Source organism: Pseudomonas sp. AM14(2022) (assembly GCF_036346455.1).
Lineage (GTDB): Bacteria > Pseudomonadota > Gammaproteobacteria > Pseudomonadales > Pseudomonadaceae > Aquipseudomonas > Aquipseudomonas putida_A.
This window is the reverse complement of record NZ_JAOTNY010000002.1, coordinates 598,659-618,496: the sequence shown is the minus strand read 5'-3', so window position 1 is coordinate 618,496 and position 19,838 is coordinate 598,659. Positions and strand designations below refer to the sequence as shown.

Annotated in this window: 21 protein-coding genes; 11 read left to right on the top strand and 10 right to left on the bottom strand. The window is 56.3% G+C overall.

From position 1 onward, the window contains the following. The first annotated feature begins 490 nt into the window (after positions 1-490). The 4 genes from V3W27_RS06370 (at position 491) to V3W27_RS06355 (ending at position 3,858) form a co-directional block, all read left to right on the top strand. Positions 491-853, top strand: a complete 363-nt coding sequence (locus tag V3W27_RS06370) for a DUF6124 family protein (RefSeq protein ID WP_003226001.1) — start codon at positions 491-493, stop codon at positions 851-853. A gap of 139 nt (positions 854-992) precedes the next feature. Beyond that, a complete protein-coding gene (locus V3W27_RS06365) occupies positions 993-2,534 on the top strand; it encodes a phospholipase effector Tle1 domain-containing protein (protein ID WP_247268775.1) in 1,542 nt (513 codons plus the stop codon). Continuing rightward, positions 2,534-3,190 carry a DUF2931 family protein gene (locus V3W27_RS06360; RefSeq protein WP_247268774.1) on the top strand — a complete coding sequence of 219 codons (657 nt, stop codon included), beginning with the start codon at positions 2,534-2,536 and terminating at the stop codon, positions 3,188-3,190. The genes V3W27_RS06365 and V3W27_RS06360 overlap by 1 nt, the downstream gene beginning before the upstream one ends. Before the next feature lie 11 nt (positions 3,191-3,201). Further along, positions 3,202-3,858, top strand: coding sequence for a DUF2931 family protein (locus V3W27_RS06355; protein ID WP_330206212.1), 657 nt, complete (start codon positions 3,202-3,204; stop codon positions 3,856-3,858). Positions 3,859-4,041: 183 nt separating this feature from the next. Here the strand turns inward: V3W27_RS06355 and V3W27_RS06350 are convergent, their stop codons facing one another. From V3W27_RS06350 to V3W27_RS06325, 6 genes are all read right to left on the bottom strand, one after another. Continuing rightward, complete coding sequence (locus V3W27_RS06350; protein WP_330206211.1) at positions 4,042-5,688, bottom strand: hypothetical protein; 1,647 nt, start codon at positions 5,686-5,688, stop codon at positions 4,042-4,044. 292 nt (positions 5,689-5,980) lie between these two features. Next, positions 5,981-6,811 (bottom strand): nucleotide-binding protein, encoded by an 831-nt coding sequence (locus tag V3W27_RS06345; protein ID WP_330206210.1) that lies wholly within the window; start codon positions 6,809-6,811, stop codon positions 5,981-5,983. Between the two features lie 61 nt (positions 6,812-6,872). After that, positions 6,873-7,739: a nucleotide-binding protein gene (locus V3W27_RS06340; protein WP_330206209.1), complete on the bottom strand. Its 867-nt coding sequence runs from the start codon at positions 7,737-7,739 to the stop codon at positions 6,873-6,875. 225 nt (positions 7,740-7,964) lie between these two features. Beyond that, positions 7,965-9,071, bottom strand: coding sequence for a DNA alkylation repair protein (locus tag V3W27_RS06335; protein ID WP_330206208.1), 1,107 nt, complete (start codon positions 9,069-9,071; stop codon positions 7,965-7,967). Between the two features lie 2 nt (positions 9,072-9,073). Continuing rightward, positions 9,074-9,679: a glutathione S-transferase gene (locus V3W27_RS06330; RefSeq protein WP_330206207.1), complete on the bottom strand. Its 606-nt coding sequence runs from the start codon at positions 9,677-9,679 to the stop codon at positions 9,074-9,076. Positions 9,680-9,740: 61 nt separating this feature from the next. After that, positions 9,741-10,649: a MurR/RpiR family transcriptional regulator gene (locus tag V3W27_RS06325; RefSeq protein WP_007966905.1), complete on the bottom strand. Its 909-nt coding sequence runs from the start codon at positions 10,647-10,649 to the stop codon at positions 9,741-9,743. 538 nt (positions 10,650-11,187) lie between these two features. Between V3W27_RS06325 and V3W27_RS06320 the strand changes: the two genes are divergently transcribed. From V3W27_RS06320 to V3W27_RS06310, 3 genes are all read left to right on the top strand, one after another. Beyond that, entirely contained in the window at positions 11,188-11,592 is a 405-nt protein-coding gene (locus tag V3W27_RS06320) for a TraR/DksA family transcriptional regulator (RefSeq protein ID WP_003225981.1), read from the top strand. A gap of 225 nt (positions 11,593-11,817) precedes the next feature. Then, positions 11,818-13,422 (top strand): methyl-accepting chemotaxis protein, encoded by a 1,605-nt coding sequence (locus tag V3W27_RS06315; RefSeq protein WP_330206206.1) that lies wholly within the window; start codon positions 11,818-11,820, stop codon positions 13,420-13,422. Positions 13,423-13,534: 112 nt separating this feature from the next. Beyond that, positions 13,535-13,735, top strand: coding sequence for a hypothetical protein (locus tag V3W27_RS06310; protein WP_007966907.1), 201 nt, complete (start codon positions 13,535-13,537; stop codon positions 13,733-13,735). A gap of 6 nt (positions 13,736-13,741) precedes the next feature. Here the strand turns inward: V3W27_RS06310 and V3W27_RS06305 are convergent, their stop codons facing one another. Together V3W27_RS06305 and V3W27_RS06300 are read right to left on the bottom strand one after the other, a co-directional pair. Continuing rightward, a complete protein-coding gene (locus V3W27_RS06305) occupies positions 13,742-13,978 on the bottom strand; it encodes a DUF2789 family protein (RefSeq protein WP_095136495.1) in 237 nt (78 codons plus the stop codon). A 46-nt stretch (positions 13,979-14,024) separates the two neighbouring features. Further along, positions 14,025-14,300: a hypothetical protein gene (locus V3W27_RS06300; protein ID WP_027612961.1), complete on the bottom strand. Its 276-nt coding sequence runs from the start codon at positions 14,298-14,300 to the stop codon at positions 14,025-14,027. Positions 14,301-14,702: 402 nt separating this feature from the next. Between V3W27_RS06300 and V3W27_RS06295 the strand changes: the two genes are divergently transcribed. The 3 genes from V3W27_RS06295 to V3W27_RS06285 all read left to right on the top strand — a co-directional run bounded on the left by V3W27_RS06295 (position 14,703) and on the right by V3W27_RS06285 (position 16,523). Beyond that, on the top strand, positions 14,703-15,173 hold the full coding sequence (locus V3W27_RS06295; RefSeq protein WP_007966910.1) for a hypothetical protein: 471 nt from the start codon (positions 14,703-14,705) through the stop codon (positions 15,171-15,173). A gap of 8 nt (positions 15,174-15,181) precedes the next feature. Then, positions 15,182-15,379 (top strand): hypothetical protein, encoded by a 198-nt coding sequence (locus V3W27_RS06290; protein ID WP_330206205.1) that lies wholly within the window; start codon positions 15,182-15,184, stop codon positions 15,377-15,379. A 127-nt stretch (positions 15,380-15,506) separates the two neighbouring features. After that, positions 15,507-16,523, top strand: coding sequence for an ABC transporter substrate-binding protein (locus V3W27_RS06285; RefSeq protein WP_330206204.1), 1,017 nt, complete (start codon positions 15,507-15,509; stop codon positions 16,521-16,523). Positions 16,524-16,654: 131 nt separating this feature from the next. Here V3W27_RS06285 and V3W27_RS06280 read toward each other — a convergent pair whose 3' ends face one another. Together V3W27_RS06280 and V3W27_RS06275 are read right to left on the bottom strand one after the other, a co-directional pair. Then, positions 16,655-18,787, bottom strand: a complete 2,133-nt coding sequence (locus V3W27_RS06280) for a TonB-dependent receptor (RefSeq protein WP_330206203.1) — start codon at positions 18,785-18,787, stop codon at positions 16,655-16,657. 92 nt (positions 18,788-18,879) lie between these two features. Continuing rightward, a complete protein-coding gene (locus tag V3W27_RS06275; RefSeq protein ID WP_047598254.1) occupies positions 18,880-19,269 on the bottom strand; it encodes a DUF2946 domain-containing protein in 390 nt (129 codons plus the stop codon). A 94-nt stretch (positions 19,270-19,363) separates the two neighbouring features. Here V3W27_RS06275 and V3W27_RS06270 point away from each other — a divergent pair, with 94 nt between their 5' ends. Further along, the gene (locus V3W27_RS06270) at positions 19,364-19,804 is read left to right on the top strand and encodes a DUF3995 domain-containing protein (protein WP_098964385.1); all 441 of its coding nucleotides are present in this window, start codon (positions 19,364-19,366) and stop codon (positions 19,802-19,804) included. Positions 19,805-19,838 lie beyond the last annotated feature (34 nt).

Below are 19,838 nucleotides of genomic sequence, written 5' to 3'. Positions count from 1 at the left end.
GAAAAGAGCGCTGCACTCTAGCGAGCCGGGCGACGGCGAGGTAGGTGCGTAAATGACTTTTTTGAACGGAACAGTGCATTCCGATCATTGCGGGTTGGGTGCTGGATCGGTAGCCCGTTCAACCGGCGGATAAACAGGAAATAATCGGGATGTTTATATGAAGCCTGCCGTTACCACCGAAGCCCTACAACGCCTTGCGCCATCGCCTACGAGTACGCCAGAATCCGCCGGCTTGTGCGTCTAGGGCGCGGGTTCTATCGTCTGTCGGTCGCTGAAAAACAGTGATCGGGTTTGGTAGCCCTGAGTTCTCGTAGATTGCATAAGCATCATGTTCCGCAGTGTCTGTTCGACACGGCTTCATGGTGGTCATGCACAGGGCGTCTTCGGGCGCGCCGGTTTTCTACGTCCCGGTCTACCAACCTGCGCATGGCCGCCACCCTCGTTTGGTAGCGAGAGTGATGGCTCCCTTTTTTGACGTAGGAGCTTCACCATGATCAAACCAACACCCAACCCGCCAGAAACCGACCTCGCATCGCCCTACGAATCCCTCGATTCCAAAAAGCTCCACGAAGCCGCCGAACGCGCCCTCGACCATTACCTGTCCCCGGCCACCCAAATCATGGCCAGCCCGCACAAACCCGAACCCATGTACCTCGCTAACCCGAAGTGCGACACCGAATCCCTGCTCGCCAACGCCAGCGAGACCCTCGGCTCCGCCAGCGAAATGCTCAACAACTTCGCCGCCACGCTCGACACCTCCCACCGCAAAACCGCACTGGGCATCGCCCAGGTCGTCATGCTCGGCGAACTCGCCGTAAACCAGGCCCTCGACAACGTCGAAATCGCCCATTAACCACCCGGTGCGACGAGCTCAAACCCTCGCCGCACCCAGCAATTTCAACCGAGCTGGCACAGAGCCACGCCTTGCGCCTCCAGGCCCCGGCTGTCACCCTTCGGCCCGTTCTTCAAGGATCAGAACAAGGAATCAAGGATTGAGTGGCTACGTTCCCAACCCCCCGAAAAACTACCGCTACGAAGAAGCCAAACCCGTCGACATTCATGCCCAGCGTTGGGCTGAGTATGAGAAGCATGGGAAAGAGCCTTCATCGGCGCGTGAAAAAATTGGCATTGCACTGCGTATTGGAGTTTTCTTCGACGGCACAGGCAATAACGCCAACAACGCTGCCGCCGGGTTGCTCTGCGGTGCACATCATCCCATTGCTGCCAAAGATATTGACGCCAGTTGCAAGCCGTTCATGAAAGACCCGGACAGCAGCTACGGCAATGACACCAGCAATGTGCAAAAACTGAGTGACTTGTACTACGCCCCTCAAGGTGCCGAAGGTGATGGCGCGCAAAAGCAAGCATTCCGCGTGGTGTATATCGAAGGCATCGGTACCCGTTCGGGTGAAGAAGACAGCAAGTTCGGTGCTGGCACTGGCCGAGGCGAAACAGGTGTGGCCGGTCGTGTGCAATTCTCTTTTTCAGAAATCAAGCTGCGTATTGAGGGGCTGTTGGCTAGCCACCCCAACAGTGAAATTACCTCATTGACGTTCGACACGTTCGGGTTCAGTCGGGGGGCTGCCGCCGCGCGACACTTTGCCAACGAAATTGCACGCGGTAAGCAAGGCCCTCTCGGGGAGGTGTTGCGTAGCAACGCCAGAGATTTCAGCTCAACCTTCAATGACCAATACAAAAGCAGCATCAACATGGGCTTTATTGGTCTATTCGACACCGTGCCTTCAGTTGCTGGCTGGTCCAATCTGGGCAACATCCAAAGCCCAGTGGCGACGGGAATAAAGTTGTATCTGGACCGGCGTTTTTTCACTGATGTTGTTCAGCTAACGGCCCGTGACGAATGTCGAGCCAACTTCGCTTTGAGTCGCGTAAAACCTGATCATCTTGAGATTACTCTGCCGGGTGTCCACTCCGACATTGGCGGCGGTTACCTTGAAGATGCCCTAGAGAATGTTCTAGTCAGCCCAATGCAAACCCTCGAGGTACCCCAATACACAGAGGTGGCTTCTACTTCGATCTACCGTGACGCGGTGACAATCAGAGAACAATGGCTTGCAAACGGGTGGCCTGCGGAAATGCTGGAGGTCGTCACCCCTGATCCTCTTCTTTTGACCGGTTCAGCGAAAAACGATTTCGGCCCACGCATGAAACGCATTTATGCCGCTCTGCAACTTAAACGCCCCGTGAGCGGCCTATTGTCCAGGGTCTACTTGCGAGTGATGCACAAGTTGGCGAAAGAGAAGGGCGTCCGCTTTAAGGACATCCCAGAGACACCTGAACTGGCCGTTCCCTCAGAGCTTCAAGCATTATGTGATCGTTTTTTGGCAGGTGATTACAGTGTCACTGCCCAAGAAGATGAGATGCTGAAGCTGAAGTACATTCACACCTCGGCAAATTGGAACCATCCCTTGGGTCGCAGAGATGGGAGCGGTGTAAGAGCCGTCTATATCAATGCACCTACGACCGACTCGATTCGTGTGCAACACCCCCACGTACCTGACTGGACGCTCTGGTAATGAAATTACTTGTCACCCTGATTTGCGTGTTGTTCATGACTGGCTGCCAGTCTGCTGACCCGCTATCCGGCAAAAACGATCCCAAGTCCGAATGGTGGGAACTTGCCTTCATTGAGCCTGACTATATGCAGGTTTGGGTGGAAGACAGTTCTGTCCAGGACGTCACCGGCAAAGTTTTCTTCAAAGCAAATGGAGGCTCTGCGGCGGGGGGGGAGCCTGAAGATGGCACCGAGTCAGCCCGCGGATGGTCCATCGTTGATGGCAGCGGAAAGCGAGTGGTCGGGGCCGGTCTTCCCGTCCGCATATACGTTCGATGGCAATCGATCGTCGAAAAGAAAACCTGGCAAGCCTGGGTAGATATCCCAGAGCAAGCAAGGCAATTGATGGTGTCATCCACCAACAAACGATGCCCGGAAACGCCTGACCGAGAAGCCCGGTTTATGGCATCGGTCTATTTGGGACTCGCTCCCGGTGGAGTTGTGCAGGCTTGGGTTAAAGACTCATGCCATCACGCGGTCAAGGTCGCTCGGGCGCAAGCCGAGATCGAGCCATTAGGGCCGAGTCAGGGTAAGAACGAAGGGCGTTATGCATACCCTGTCAGCGAAAAGGCCAAGCGGTATATCGATAAATTCGGCATACCGTACGGGAGTTGGTAACCCATCCGCCAATGAAGCAAGTCATATTAATCTTGAGCGTTTTACTGGTAGCTGGATGCCAGACTACTGACCCACTTTCAGCCGAGAACGATCCGAGATCGGATTGGTGGGGGCTGGCTTTCACAGAACCGGACTACATGAAGGTTTGGGTAGAAGACAGCTCAGTCCTGGACATCAAAAACAGGACTTTTTTCAAGGCGGGCGGAAGCACCGCCGCCGGAGGCGAACCAGAAGATGGCACAGAGTCAGCCCGTGGTTGGGGCACGGTCAGTGGTTCCGGTATTCCGGTAACCGGTGCCGATCTTCCCAAACTCATCTTCGTTCGTTGGCAGTCCATATCAGAGCAGAAGACCTACAAGGGTTTCATTGAGATTCCAGAATCGGCGAGGCAATTGATGGTGGAATCAACGCACCAGCGTTGCCCGGAAACTCCAGAAAAGACTGCTCGATACATGGCCTCGCTGTATGTGGGCCTGGCCCCAGGGGGGGCACTACGAGCTTGGGTCAGAGACTCATGCCATCGTCCGGTCCAAGTCGCTCATGCCCAAGGCGAACTTGAACCGTTAGGCCCGGAGCAGGGGAAGCACAGCGGGCGCTATGCCTATCCGGTGAGTGAGAAGGCCAAGCGCTACATCGACAAGTACGGCATTCCGTACGGAAGTTGGTAGGAGGCAGCAAGAAGACACTTCTCCTGCCTGTCCTTTTGTCGAGTCAATGCGGCCAACAAAGGACCGCTTTCGGCCAGAAGCTGACGGTCAGCCCTAAAAATGAATTCGTCCCCTTTCTCTGCTTTTTCTGGTTCCCTTTCTCTTTTGGCTCGCATTCAAGCTCACAAGCCAGGCAAGTGAGGGTTATAATTTTTCAGAGACCTCTGCTGTCGTAGCTTGGTGAGTTGGAGGCCAGGTTGCAACGCCATACCATTGGCTTTTCCACGACCCAGTTTTAATATCGACGGGCACAATCCAATAGTCCCTTCCATTAACGGGCAAATAATTTCTTGATTCGACCCAGTCCAGCGTACTAGCTAAGCTACCCTGATTGATAAGCTCCTTCACGAAATGCCAGACTTTAACGACTGGTATGTCAAGACTCCATATGTCACTGTGACCAATCCAGTTCCTAGATCCGACAAAAGTTGATGTTCTATAGCTTTCGTCAATGTTCAATATGTCTCGAGTAAGTCGTTTGTCGCGCTTGCTGAATAATGAATTTATTGCCTTGCACTGCTTTACTCCTTTTGCCAATTCAATTGAACGCTCAATGACCTCCCTTATTTCGGCTGGTTCAATGAACCACTTAAGTTCGATGCAGGCGCAGACTTTGTTTGCTCTATCTATAATGGCAATGTCAAGGTCGGTGGTGGATAGGCTGCCATGAGTAACTTCGTAACCTAATCGCTCTAACACAGATCTCAACTCTTCAAAAAGTATTCTTTCCTTTTTCAAAGTGAGACTAAGATATGCTTCGCGAGCTAAGGGAATCTTGTTTAGTAGCGTGCAGAAATTTCTTTCGGCATTAATATTAATCAATATGAAAGGTGATAATAGTAGCTTTTTGTCACTAAGCTCAATTAGTGGTTGAATCGCAATATCGGGATATCGAATGTCATGACTCGAAAATGATAGATACTCCAGCACTGTGCTAACTGTAAGTTCTTGAAGAGATGTGTATCTAGCTAGTCTTTTAACTAGTTCTTGGCGCGTGATTACCAAAATGGAAGAGGAGTAACCGTAGTTTGGTATTTTCTTGTTTATAGCATGCACTCTCGCTATAAACAAGCCGTGCATCATTGCTTGTATTGTGGTGAGTATTTTTTTGAAATCATTGAAGGTAATATCGCCAATCCTCCAGTCTGATGGTAGGACATGTCTCCCGCTCAAGCTATTGTTATGAGCTTTCTGAAGTGTCTCAACTAGCCTTGGATTAAAATTTAGGCTAAATTTGTCGCCGGATATAGTTGTATTTTTTGCCACTTCATCAAATACGGACTCCACATCAAAGTGGGTATCTTCCAGTGCTCCGTCTTTTCGTACAATTCGATTGTAAGCTTCATAGTCATATTTGTTGCTAGTTATCTCTAGGTCGCCCGGGTCAATATATTTTCCCCTTATGGATAGATTTATTTTTTCTTTGTGCCAAAGTGGAAATATCAGATTGAATGAGTTGTAGTCGAGTGACTCGTCAATCCACTGGTGCGCCCATGCATAGTGCTCGTCAAACATTGATTTTATAAGTTTTTTATCAGAGGATTTTTTCTGTGAAAAAAGACTTCGGACGGTGTGTGCAGTTGCATTAATTACGGTGTCGACATATGCGTGGAAAAGTTCAGGCTTTAAAGGGTGTATAACGCTGTTTTTTAGATAAAGATCTTCCAATGTTGAAAGCAAAGTCCAGATGGCTTGGTCGTAACCAATCTCCATGAGTGGGGAATGCTGGAACTCAGCATCGATCTCTTTCTCTGCGTTAAGAATCTCGTCGTCGGTTGTACTTTCCTGCACTTGTCTCTCCTATAGAGCGTGTCAGCTTCACTGGCATGTAGATGTATATGTGAATTATTTTTCTGGATTAATATAGTGGTTGCAAAAAGTTGGTAAGTTTATTGTTCATCTTGAGCAGCTGCTCCTTGCCGATTGCTGCCACTACGGAGAAGCGGAATGTGTCCGCATGGCATGTTAAACCCATATGACGGCTTAACGGCCCCTTCCGAGTAGGGGGAACAGATGGGATGGGGGCGCTGAGCCGCGATCTCGAATACTGCGGGAAGCTGCCTAGTCCACCGTTGCTGAATCATCACATGATGATTGAATAGCCGCAGGCCCTAAGCTCCGTAACTACTTTAAGCTTCCATGCGCCATGTTGGTCATGAAGGACGTAGGCCACTCCACTAATGTCATTTGGCGTCTCGATATCGCCTTTCACCAGAGCGCAGACATTTTCTCTACCAAGCTTCGCCATGAGGTAGCCATGCTCAAAGACAACGTTCTGTCGAGCGCGGTCCTTTGGAAGAGCGTTTCTTTCATGGTATCCACGGCCTTGATCGCATGGCGTATAGAGGACAAGTGCAAAATCGGCATCGTTGGTATATCGCTCTATTTTTTCGATGATCGTCATGCCTGCGTTGGCTTGCTCGTGCAGTATGATCGCTTCAAGACCGAGGCTTTCGATAAACCGACTGACCTCAACTCTCGCGAGATCATCTCTTCCGTGAACGATGAATACTTTCCGCTTGTTCCTGGCAACAACTGGCGCCGGAGTAACAAATGGAGCTGTAGTTGAGGGGCCAATACCGTTCGGCTGTATGAACTGAGGAGGGGAAGTCGGACGCGAGGGCGGAGGGAAATCCAGCGAGTCTAAGAGCGGGGTGAACTGCTCTGAAAGGAATGTTCTCCGCTCGGCATACGTTTGGTGTTTCCCCTTTATCCAAGTCCAAAAAGTATCAAGGGAACCATGTTGTCTCACGAATGCTGGGAGTGCAGCGCTCATTGCAGGATCACTCAGCAGTTCACGTCGAAGATGGAAATACTCATTCGGATCCGCAGCATTGCCCGTAGCTCGGGCTACCAAGAGGTTTTGTAGGTAGCTTACCTTGTCGAATGTGTTATCCAGGAATTCTATGGACACGAAGAAAGTCCCTTTATCTTACAGAGTGTCATGAGGAAACACGGATTTAGGCTGAGATTGTTCAGCTCATAACCTTGTTCCAGTCGATTGCATAGCCCGCCTGTTTCAACTCGCGTGCCAGTGCGGTTTTCCACTCGCCGGACATCTCTGTCCAAACTACCCCGGCAAAGTCAGTAGGTATTTCCACTTTTCCAGATCTCAGCGCGCAGACTTTGTCACGGCCCAGCGCACCAATAAAGTAACCAAGCTCCAGTAGAACATTTTGCCTCACGCGAGGTTCCACTTGGCCGCCCGCTTTGCAGCCAACATCGTCGGGCGTTAGCAGCACCACGGCCATTCCCACATCAGAATTGCGCTCGATTTTTTCAATGATCGTGCGCCCACTATTGGCCTGCTCGTGGAGGATGATCACCTGAAGGCCGAGCTTCTCTAGGAAGCGTGCAACGGTTTCACGGACAGCTTCATCGTGCCCATGAACGAGAAAAACTCGGGAGGAGCCCGCTGATGAACTAGCTTTCATTGCTGGCGCAAGAAGGCTAGGTCCAAGGTCTTCGAGGTCCGCTTTTAAGGCATTTATAGCTTGGCCTAACAGCGCTTTCGCCGCTTCTATATTTGTTTTCGTGTGTGCTATGTAGTTGGGCTCAGGCATTCCAGATACCCAAACCATCTGATGGTAATGCAGCTCCTGCGCCGGTTTATAGCGATTGGCTGCGGTAGTGTTTACTCCGAAATAGCGCTCCAAAGTATCTTCAATACTGCGCTCTAGAGCTTGGAGCTCGGGAGATGTCCCGCTCTCCAATGTGTTGAGATCAAACGCATCAAGATCCGCAATTCTTTGCTCAAGCCGGTCAATTCCTTTCTGCAGCTGATCTGCCGTCAAGTTAACCTTTGGTTGAACAATCAGGGGTTGTGGTGACTTCCGAGCCATAGCTACTCCTTAGTATGTGGCTATGTTTCATCATGCCATTTCGCGGGGTGTAGCAAAACGGCAAAATGCTCAATTGCCACTATGCCGTTGTTCGTCAGCATGATTCAAGCGTCTTCGGCGCCGGCATCTTGAAGTCGTAGTCCGCATTCAGTGCCAGGCTCTGTATCAATAAGGAAATAGCGCGTGTCGGCTTCTTGCCGAGTGCTGTCGATCCCATTAGCGGTATCAATCAGCAACGATGTCGAACGCAACACTCCCCAAAACCTTCCCATTAACCAAAACCCTCACCCCATGCCGCCCCAAAAAATGCCTCCGCGTCGTAAAATCCCGAATCACCTGCCGCCTCCCCACAACCACCTCCCCAAACCCCGCTAACACCACCGTCTTCAACTTGAAAACCTTCCCCGAAACCCCGCCGTTCGCCTTCACATAGTCAATCGCATAATCAATCACCAACCGCTGTGCATGCGCCACCGTCGACTTCACCGTAAACGACAACGTAATCGCCTCACCCAACCTCACCACCGCCGGCTCAACCCGCACATCCAGCAACTCAACCTCAGCCTTGGCCCCCGCACCAATCACCGTCAGCGCACGCAGATCGCCCTGTTTGATCAAGCTGCGCAGCGCATGCTTGGCAATCCACGCCGTGTGCTTGTTCTCCAGTGGCCAGCCTTCAATCGTGTCCAGCACCCACTCCGGATGTTCCTTGGTCACGTCATTCAGATGGTTCGCCACGGACTTGCGTACGTACAAACTCTCGTCGGCTTTCAACCGGTCGAGGATGCCGGCGGCCAGTTGCGGGTTGGCTTGCACGGCTTCCAGGCGGAATGACCAGGGCAGGCGAGGGCGGGTGCCTTCGCTGGCGAGGCGGCGGACGTGGTGGTTATGGTCTTGGGTCCAGTCGTGCATGAGTTCCAGCGAGCGTTCGAGGTCGCTGCGCAGGAAGTGGCGGATGGCGAATTCGGAGGAGCCGAAGGTGGTGAAGTATTTCAGCGCTTGCATGGAGGTATCGAAGGCGTGGCCGCCGTAGCTGGCGACGTAGTGCGGCAGGCACATGCTGACGAATCCGCTGTTGAGGCGGGGGGCGAGTTCGCGTAGGACTTCGAGGGAATCTTCGTAGTCCAGCGGCAGCACGGCGTGCAGGCTTTCGCTGACGCGGGCCATGCGTTGCATCACCGACAGTTCGGCCAGCCCTTGGTTGGCGTGCTTGAGAAACGCCTTGGCCTTGAATGCCGGGTACACGGCGCTCATTTCGCTGGCGATGTGTTGCAGGCGCTCGGCGTTGAAGATTTCCTTTAACGCTGGGGCGGCGGTGTCGGTGGTGCTCATGGTCAGGTCATCGGGGTGCTGACGAACGCTTCGAGGGTTTCGGCGTACGCGGTGTATTGGGCGATGTGCGGGTAGCGGCGGGTGTCGATCTGGTCGGGGACGACGAGGTCGGTGAAGCTCCAGGCGACGGCGAGGCTGATGCCGGCCTGAGTGAGGGTGCCGTCGGTGGGCAGGCCGGTTTTTTCCAGTTCCTGTTCGAGGGCGGTGAAGGCAGCGGCGAGTTGGCCTTCGACGCGCTCGACCCACGGTTGGTATTGAATGTCGGCCGGGCGCAGGTTGCGTTCGTAATAGAGTTGCACGGCTTTTTCGCAGGCGGCGAGGCTGAGGCCGATCAGGCGCAGGGCGTGGGCGCGTTGTTTGAGGTCGGTCGGCAACAGGCTTTTGCCGCTGACGGCTTCGAGGTAGTCGAGGATGAGGGTGGAGTCCATCAGGACCACGCCGTCGTCGAGGATCAGCGTGGGCGCCTTGACCACCGGGTTGATCTGCTGGAATTGCTCGAAGTGGCGGAACACCGAGACCGATTGATGTTCGAGGTCGATGCCGAGGCGTTTGGCGGAGATCGCCACGCGGCGCACGTAAGGGGAGTCCAGCATGCCGATCAGTTTCATGACGCGTTCCTTCAAGTCGAACCGGTGGGAAGGCATAACCTAGCCGAGCCTGAAGCAAATGTCAGTCGTCAAAACCGGCTTGTTCGTGAATCTCATCCACATTCAATTCCAGCCGATACGCCACCGCCACAAATAACGCCTGACACAAACACAAGGTCGCACTCAGCGAACGAAAGGCCAATGCGCTGCCCTCATTCACCAGCAGCAGGCTGTTGGCGTTTTTGGCCAAAGGCGAGAGGTGGCTGTCGGTGAGGATCAGGGTGTTGGCCTGTTGCTGGCGGGCGTAACGCAGGCAGTGTTGGGTTTCCTTGGCGTAGGGGGTGAAGCTGATGGCGATCACCAAATCACCGCTACGCACGCTGCGCATCTGTTCGCGATAACTGCCGCCCAGACCGGAAACCAGGTGAATCCGTTTGTGAGTGTGTTGCAAGTTGTAAACCAGGTAGTCGGCGACGGCGAAGGAGCGACGTACGCCGACGACATAGATGTTGTCGGCGTTGACGATCAGGTCGACGGCTTTTTCGAACGCGACGTCGTCGAGTTCGCGGCCCAGGCGTTCGATGCCGGAGCGGGTGGCGTCGATGCATTCGCGGGCGAGGTCGCCGTCGCTGGCCTGCTGCGACTGGTTGGCGATCATGCTGCGGATGCGTTGCTGGTAGTTGTGCACCGGCGAGGCTTTGTGGGTGTAGGCGGCGCGGAACAGCGCCTGCATTTCGCTGAAGCCGCTGAAACCGAAGCGCTGTGAGAAGCGCACGATGGCGGACGGATGCACCTCGCATTCCCGGGCGATGTCGCTGATGCGATCGACCATGATCCGGTCGCTTTGCTGGCTCATGTAGCTGGCGATGCGCTTGAGTTGGCGCGGCAGGGTGTCGTATTCGTCGGTGATCAGTTGCAGCAGACGCTCGGCATTGATCGGGGGGCTGGCGAGGGGGCGCTCGTCGTTGGCCGGCAGATCGGGGCGGGGCATAAGTTATCCTTCGGGCTGATCGTTCAACCTGTGGCGAGGGAGCTTGCTCCCGCTGGACTGCGCAGCAGGCCCAATAATTGGGGGCCGCTTCGCGACCCAGCGGGAGCAAGCTCCCTCGCCACAGTTATTTGCGGTGTGCCTGATGATAGGCGGGGTGCGGGCAGTTGGCAGGGGAGATTTTCGGCGCCTGCGCAGCTGAAACGATGCACTGCGCGGGCGGCATGGCTGAAAAAATGCGACCAACTGCCGCTCGGTTAGCCGTTTGTCTTCTATATACAGCCGTTGGACTGAATTTCTTGCTATAAACGCACTCCGATGACCGCCATGAAGCCTGTGTCAGACCCGTTTACGGCTGTTGTCGGACAAATTACCGGTATTTACAGTTGCTGAGGCCTCAAACGAGCCTTAGACTGCCGCCCCTTCGTAAATTGAGTGCCGGGTGGCGTTTGCAATAAACGATGCCTTTTCGTCGACCGGACACGGTTCGCCGGAACGCTCCCTATTTCGCCTTAATGCACGTTTTTTTATAGAGATATCAATGACAAAGGACAAGTTGCTGGCCATGCCGGCAGATGACTACATGAATGCCGAGCAACACGCTTTCTTCACCGAGCTGTTGCAGAACATGAAAGTCGAAACCCACGAGCGCATTGAGCAAAACCGTATCGCCATCGAAAGCCTGGACACTCCGGCCGACCCGGCGGACGCGGCTTCGGTTGAAGAAGAGCGCACCTGGCTGGTGAACGCGATCGATCGCGACCAGCGCATGCTGCCGCAACTGGAACAAGCCCTTGAGCGCATCAAGGAAGACAGTTTTGGCTGGTGCGACGACAGCGGCGAGGCCATCGGCCTGAAACGCCTGCTGATCAGCCCGACCACCAAGTACTGCATCGAAGCTCAAGAGCGTCACGAGCAGATCGACAAGCACCAGCGTCAGGCCTGATTCCATGGCTGCCCCCTGAATCGGGGGCGCCTGCAAAAGATCGCAGCCTTCGGCAGCTCCTCCACGAGCTGACGGGGCTGCGATCTTTGCTTTTGCTCGTCTGCGATATTTTGCGCGTCGTTCCATTGACTTGCTGCAGACTCCACGACTAACGGACCATGGATAATGGCGTTCTAGTGGCGTTTAATGCAGTCACAACAATGAGAACAAGCGTGGGGTGTTGATATGACGAGAGATGGATCTCTGGTTGGGGCTTTGCCCGCACCAGTGCTGTTGCCGAAAAACCGCTGGATCGCTCCGACCCTGCAAAGCATCGCCCTGATGCTGTTGCTCGCCGGCATGACGCTGGGTGGAGGGTCGCTGTACATCGGCCTGCCGCTGGCGGTGCTGATTGTCTGGCTGCCGCGCCTGCGTTCGCGGGCCACCCCTGATGCTGCGCCTGTCGATGCCGGCAGCGCGATTTCCGAACTCACCCGCGATCTTTCCTACACCACCAGTCATAACGCGCTGTCAGCCGCCGGTGTGGCGTTTTCCGTCAAGCAACTGGCGAGCAAACTCGAATCGCAACTCGACGCGGCGGCGCAGATTGTCAGCAACGCCGAAGTGATGATCGCCACCGAACACGCCACTTCGCAGCTCAGTCGTGAAGCGCTGGACGCCGCCAGCGAGGCGCATCACAGCAGCGCGACGGGGCGCACCGAACTGGTGGATTCGATTGCGCGCATGCACCAACTCAGTCAACGCGCCAACGCCAGCCGTGAGCTGATCGAAGCCCTGAGTCTGCGCAGCGATGATATTCAACGGGTGACCTTGGTGATTCAGTCCATCGCTAGCCAGACCAATCTGCTCGCCCTGAACGCGGCGATTGAAGCGGCGCGGGCTGGCGAGCATGGCCGTGGTTTTGCGGTGGTGGCGGATGAGGTGCGCGGTCTGGCAGCGCGGACTGCCTCGGCGACCGGCGAGGTCGGGGAGATGGTTGCCGACATTCAGCAGCGCACGGCGCAAGTGGTGGAGCAGATCCGCGAGCTGTCCAGCGATCTGCAGATCGGTGTCGAGCAGGTCGAGAATACCGGTCAGCATCTGGAAAACATCGCACGGCTGGCGGCTGGGGTGGAAACCCAGGTCGGTGAAATCGCCCGTGGCGCGGAAACCAATCGCGAGCAGCTCGACAGTCTGTTCAAGGCCATCGAGCAGATGCGCAGTGATCTGGCGATCAGCGATCAACAAACCCGGCGTCTGGCCGAGGCCGCTGTGCAGATGGAAGGGCAGGCGGAAACCATCAGCGAGCGTCTGGCCGAAGTCGGTCTGGATGACTATCACCAGCGCGTCTATGACCTGGCGCGTGAGGGCGCGAGTCAGATTGCGGCGCGGTTCGAGGCGGATGTCGAGCAGGGGCGGATCAGTCTTGAGGATTTGTTCGACCGTCAATATCAACCGATTCCCGGGACGCAGCCGGCGAAGTTTCAGACCCGTTTCGACCGCTACACCGATCAGGTGCTGCCGGCGATCCAGGAGCCGTTGCTGCCGCGTCATGAGGGGTTGGTGTTCGCGATTGCCTGCACGCAGCAGGGTTATGTGCCGACGCACAACCTGGCGTTCAGTCAGCCGTTGACTGGTGACCAGCAGATCGACGCGGTGGGTAATCGTACCAAACGCAAGTTCGCCGACCGCACCGGGATCCGCTGCGGCAGCCATCAACAGGCGGTGTTGCTGCAGACCTACACCCGTGACACCGGGGAGCTGATGCACGACTTGTCGGTGCCGATCATGGTCAAGGGCCGGCATTGGGGCGGACTGCGCCTGGGTTATAAACCGGAGAATCCGCGCTGATCGATTGTTACCGCTCGCGCAATGAATCTGTGCACGGGCGTTGCTGTTTCCTCTGCGATGAAGTCATTAACATGGCCGTTAGTTAGGTAGCTAATGAAATCGAGAGGTCAGTATGTGCAGAGTCGATGTCGCGGTGATGATTGGCAGTGGTGTGCCCGCCGGATTGCGCGCGATGGGCCAGAGCGTCTGCTGGGTGGTGTTGCTCAATGGTGAGCGGCGTGGCACCGCGTTCGCCAGTCGCGACGAGGCGGAGGAGTGCAAGGCTGCCTGGCTCGCGCAACTGATGGCCGAGCCTGGCGACAGCCTGCACTGACATTTATTAACGTCCGTCGTGCAGGCGTACGTTCAATTCATCGACCATCACCGCTTCTTCGCCGTCGGCGCGCAGCCACTCCTTCAGAAGTTGCGCCTGTTGCGGTGTCCAGAAGTCGGCATCGATCAACTTGGTTTTGGCGTCCAGCGGATGCGCTTCGATGAAATCGTCGATTGCCCCGTTTTCCGACGGCAGGCCCAGTTGGTCGAACAGGGTTTTCAGATCATATGCAGGCAGTTCCATCGTGTACTCCTTTTGCGTGTGCCGGAATGGCGCTGTCGCTCGCTCTTTATCTGAGGCAGCCGTTGGACAAGAGTTCGATCCGTGATTCAAGCAAGCGGGCGAGGGCGCACGCCTCGTTATGGTCTTCGCGGAAACCTCTTACACGACCGGTGGAAGATTCCTTGATATGAAAGAACGCGTTACCTGCCGGGACCACCTGAAATCGTGGGGTCTGAACGCTTTGTGCGTATTGCGCAAGTTCCGGCAAATCAGTGCCGTGCAGCACGAAAGGCGTATCCATGACTGGTTTGGAGGGCTGGGCAAAGTGAGTCAGAGTGCACATATGAAGTCCTTTTCATGAGATAGCCGACGGTTACAGGTCGGTTCGGGTAGTCGGAAGCAGCATCGCTGCTCTAGAATCGCCAGTGTCTGTTGGCGACAGGTGCCTATCTAAAGCAATTTTTTACCGGCGATATGTCGGAAAAGGGCTTTTTTTCGTCAGTTTTTTCCCTAAAGTTTGTAGTCCGTCTTCGTTGCGCTTCAATGAAGATTTTTCCTTCAAGGCCTGGCGAACATCGAGGCAAGTTTCTCGCCTGACTTTCCAGTAGTCTTGCGAACTTGTGATGTATGGGCGCTCCGCTTGTTTCAGGTGTACTGAAGTCATTCGGTAACAGCATCAGCCTGGCCGTTTTTTTGCCGTGCGCGTTTTGGCGCCGGGTACTTTTTCAGATGTGGGGATGTTTCTTTGGCAGTCAGTAACCTCGATATGCATGCTTTGTTCGTGTTGGGTGATTTGCGTGCAAAGCTGGTCAAGCTGTTCCAGTCGCGTTTTGTTTACATCACCGAACAGAACGCCGAAGGCATTTACGTGGCCGAGATCGACACCGAAAGTGCGTTGGTAGTCGATGACAAACCGGGGCTCAAGCTCAAGGTCGGCGATCATTTCAGCGCGGCCGTGCTGCCCAGCCGTGAAGGCGGCAAGATGGACATCCGCTTTCGCGAAATCAAACTCACGGTGTACGGCCTGGGCGATTACGCCTTTGTCGATACAGCGGACGGCCACGCGATCCTGTTCAAGGAAGGCCACAGCGTGGTGACGGTGTTTGCCGCACACCAGCAACTGCAGGAAGGCCTGACCAAGACCCTGAAAGCCGTTACCGGTAAAGCGGCGAAGTGGCGCAAGGGCGAACTGATCACGTTCAAGGCCAGCGAGTGATTGGTGGTGTGAGTCGCGCCGACTTCCATTCGCAGAACCTCGACCGTGCGCGTGAGGAGGCATTGCGCCTGTTCAACGCCAAAGCCGAATTGCAGGGCGCGTGGCTGAGCTGGGTGGCAGCGCAGCTCTACACCTTGCGGCCTGCGGAATACGCCAGCATGGTCAGACGCGAGCTGCAAAGCTTGCAGGAAAAGTCTGAAACATAACCTCGCCGGGGTTGGCCCCCGGAAAAAGCAGGAACCTCGGCTACAGTCAGTTGACTGAGTATTCAGAGGCTTGCGGTCTTCTGCCAGGCCATCCTGCTATTGCTGTGAACAGCACGAGGTGCAAAGCATGAAAGGAATTCGACGGCTATTGGCCGCCAGCGTGGTTTCGTTCGGTGTACTGACGGCCGCGCAGCCGGCAGCGGCGGCACAGTCACCGATTCATTTTGCCGACCTGAACTGGGAAAGCGGCAGCCTGATCACCGATGTCCTGCGGATCATCGTCGAGAAGGGCTATGGCCTGCCGACCGATACGTTGCCCGGCACCACCATCACCCTGGAAACCGCGCTGGCCAACAATGACATTCAGGTCATTGGCGAAGAGTGGGCAGGGCGCAGCCCGGTGTGGGTCAAGGCTGAAGCGGAGGGCAAGGTCGTCAGTCTCGGCGATACGGTCAAGGGTGCGACTGAAGGCTGGTGGGTGCCGGAATACGTGATCAAGGGTGACCCGGCCAAGGGCATCAAGCCGCTGGCGCCGGACCTGCGCAGTGTCAGTGATCTGAAGAAATACAAGGACGTGTTCAAGGACCCGGAAAATCCGAGCAAGGGTCGGTTCCTCAACAGCCCGATCGGCTGGACCTCGGAAGTGGTGAACAAACAGAAGCTGACCGCTTACGGCCTGCAGGACGATTACACCAATTTCCGCAGTGGATCGGGCGCGGCGCTGGATGCCGAGATCAGCTCTTCGATCCGTCGGGGCAAACCGGTGCTGTTCTATTACTGGTCGCCGACGCCGTTGCTGGGCAAATTCAAACTGGTTCAGTTGGAAGAGCCACCGTTCGATGCCGAGGCGTGGAAGACCCTGACCGATGCCGATAACCCCAATCCGAAACCGACCCGTTCGCTGGCATCGAAGCTGTCGATTGGCGTGTCTACGCCGTTCCAGAAGCAGTATCCGCAGATCGCGGATTTCTTCAGCAAGGTGGATTTCCCGATCGAGCCGCTGAACAAGGCGTTGGCCGAGATGAGCGAGAAACACACCGCACCACGGCAGGCGGCTGAGGCCTTCATGAAGGCGCATCCGGAAGTGTGGCAGGCGTGGGTGCCGAAGGAGGTGGCGGATAAGGTGGCGGCTGATCTGAAATGAGATGGGCTTCTGTGGCGAGGGAGCTTGCTCCCGCTGGGTTGCGAAGCAGCCCCAAATCGGCGACTGCTTCGCAGCCGAGCGGGACGGTGCGACGATTCGACAAGCTCCCTCGCCACAGGATAAGTGTCGACTCAGAACTTCGTCTGCACCGCCAATTCAAAGGTGCGCGGCGTACCCAGATAGTAAGCCGGCGATACATGCGCAAACTCGGCATACACCTCGTTGGTCAGGTTGCGCACCCGGCCGGTGACGGTGGTGTGCGAGTCGACCTTGTAGCTGAGGAAGCTGCCGAACAGCGTGTACGACGGCACGGTCATGGTGTTCGCCGTGTCCGCATACACCGACGCCACATACCGCGCATCGACCCCAGCTTGCCATTGCGGCGAAAAATCGTAAGTCAGCCATAGATTGCCGACCCGGTCCGGGACATTGGTCGGCGTGTTGCCCTTGCGTGAAACCACCACGCCGGCGGCGTTCTTTTCGGTGAAGTCGTCGTATTGCGCATCGACCCAGGCGAAGTTGCCTTCGGCCAACAGTTTGTCGGTAATCCGCAGGGAGCTGGCGATCTCGATGCCCTTCGAGGTTTGCTGCCCTACCGGGATGCTGCTGGTCGGGTCCAGCGGATCAGTCACAGCGAAGTCCTTGCGCTCGATGGTGTAGGCGGCAACTGTCGCCGAGCCACGGCCATCCAGGTAGTCGAACTTGCTGCCGATTTCCCATTGCTTGCCGGTGGAAACATCGAAGTCCTGCGTGCCATTCGGTTGCTCGGCGGCAGTGCTGTATTGCACGTAGACGCTGGCGGATGGAATGAACTGGTAGGTCAGGCCGACGCGCCCGGTGACCGGCTCCCAACTGCGTTTGAGGTGCTTGGGATTGGCGGCCGTCACGGTGCGATGGTTGGTCACGTCGAGGTCGATGTCGTCGTAACGCAGGCCGGTGAGCAACGCCAGTTTGTCGGTCAGTGCCAGGCGGTTTTCCACGAACAGCGCCTTGGTGGTGACCTCGTTGGTCTTGTCGCTGATCAGTGTCGGGTTGGTGCCGGGAATATCGTAGAAATGCCCCGGCCGGTAGTTGTTCGGGTCGACCGTGCTTGCGCCTTTGATGTTCAGCGGCGAGTTGGTGGTCTGGTTGACCTTGTACTCGAAACCGCCGGACCAGGTGGTGTCGAGGCCGAACAGGGTGTTGTCGTGGCGCAGTTCGAACTGGTTGCCGTTCTGCTCGCCCTGATGCCGTACCTGATACGCGGTGGAGCGGTTAACCGCGGTGTTATCAGCGTTGTACTGATAGGTCTCGAGGTTGCGGTAATCGCGTTGGCTGTCGAGGTGATACAGCGTGTTGCGCAGGGTGGTGCTGTCGTTGATCCGGTAATCGATGATCGAGCGCACCCAGATCGTGCGCTGTTCGTAGCGCCCGTCCTCGACGTTGTAGTTGTTGAAGCGGTTGTGTTTGTCGATTTTCAACTCGCCGGCTTTGGGGTTGAGTACCGGCGTGCCCCAGTACGGGCTGTCTTCGTGTTCGTCCTGATATTCCAGGGCCAGGGTGTGCGACAGATCCGGCGTGAGGTCGCTGAGCAAGGAAAACGCCACGCTCCAGGCATCGCGTTCCTGGCGGTCGATGTAGCCGTTGCTGGTGTTGTGGCTGACATCGAGTCGCGCGTAGTGCTGCACGTCGGCGCCCGGGTCGGTCAGCGCGTGGTTGAGGCCGAACGCGGTTTCCGTGGTGTCGTAACTGCCGTAGCTGACGCGACCTTCAGCGGCTTGTTCGTCGCGAGTTGCCAGTTTGGTCACGTAGTTCAGCGAACCTCCCACCGAGCCTGCGCCGTTGATCAGCGACGACGGGCCGCCCACCAGTTCGACTCGATCATAGATCCACGAATCCACTGGTCGGGCGAGGCCCCCGGAGACGTTGATGCCATTGAACATCTGGGTGATCTGGCTGCTGGTGAAACCGCGATAGGAGACGAAGCCGCCAAAGCCTGGCGGCGCGCTGGCATTGACCCCAGGCAGGGTGTTGGCGGCGTCCTGAAAGTTTTGTGCGCCGTGGCGTTCGATGTCGTTGCGGTTGGCGACGGCCACCGAGGCCGGGGTGTCGCGCACGCTCAAGCCGAGACGCGAAGCCATGCCGCTGGATTGATCGAGGCTCAGGCCCGGTTCGCTGGTGGATTCGCCGTCGATGGTGATCGGCGCCAAATCCACGGTGGATTGCGCCCAGGCGTTAAGGGACAGGCAGCCGCACAGGCTCGCCAGCAGAGGAATATGTTTCATCGTTGAATCCTGAATGCTTGTCTGGGAATCAGCGCACAGGCGAACGCCGCGCGTTGGCGCAGTGGGCTGAAAAATCAAAAAGGCAAAGACACTCAGGCGAGCGGTGGGGCGCGAGGGTTGGCCGAGGGCCAGGTGAAGCGGGCAGGGAGGTCGGCACTGACGATGGGCGCCAGTGGCGGGCTGTGCTGTTCGGGCAGAACCGCGAGGGTCAGGCTGGAGTTGAACGCCGGGCCCATGCCGCCGCCGACCGAGCACAGCGGGCAGCCGAACGCCTTGGACAGGGTCGGCAATTGTTCTTCGCTGGGATTGCTGGTCAGTGGCGCTTGGGTGGCCGGGTCGACCGTACAGAACTGCCCGCCGATGCCGTTGAGCTGCATCCCGACCATTTGCCCGTGACCGATGCTGCAGGCGAAAACGTTGAACAGGACGCAGCAATAAAGCATCCAGGCCAGCAGTGAGCGATCGGAACGGGTGAATTTCATGGGGCGGCACTTTACCGTACCGCTGATCGGTCGTGCACTTCAAAAAATGCCAACTAGGATGTTTTGTTCAAATCCCTTGAAAGGATTCTCGACCATGACCTTTGTGTTGGCTCAATGGCTGGTGACGATATTTGCGGCAATCGCTCTGGTACACGTGTATTGGGCGCTGGGTGGGCAATGGGCGGCGGTGGCGGCGGTACCGCAAGTGCCGGTGCGAGGACTGGTGGCGACGGTGCGACCGGCGTTCAAACCGTCAGGCTGGATTACCTTGCTGGTAGCGGCAGCTTTATTGGTGATCGCCGCGCTGGTGTGCATGCGCGTCGGCTGGGGCATGCCGGCGGTGCATCACAAAGCGTTGCAATGGGTGATCAGTGCGATTGCGTTGTTGATGTTTGCCCGGGCGATCGGCGATTCGAATCTGGTGGGGTTTTTCAAGGAAGTGAAGGGGTCGCGCTTTGCGCGGCTGGACACCTGGGTGTATTCGCCGCTGTGTCTGGTGTTGGGGGCCGGGTTGTTGGCGGTAGCTTGGGTCTGAGGTTTGAGGTGATCTGGAGATTGCTATCGCGAGC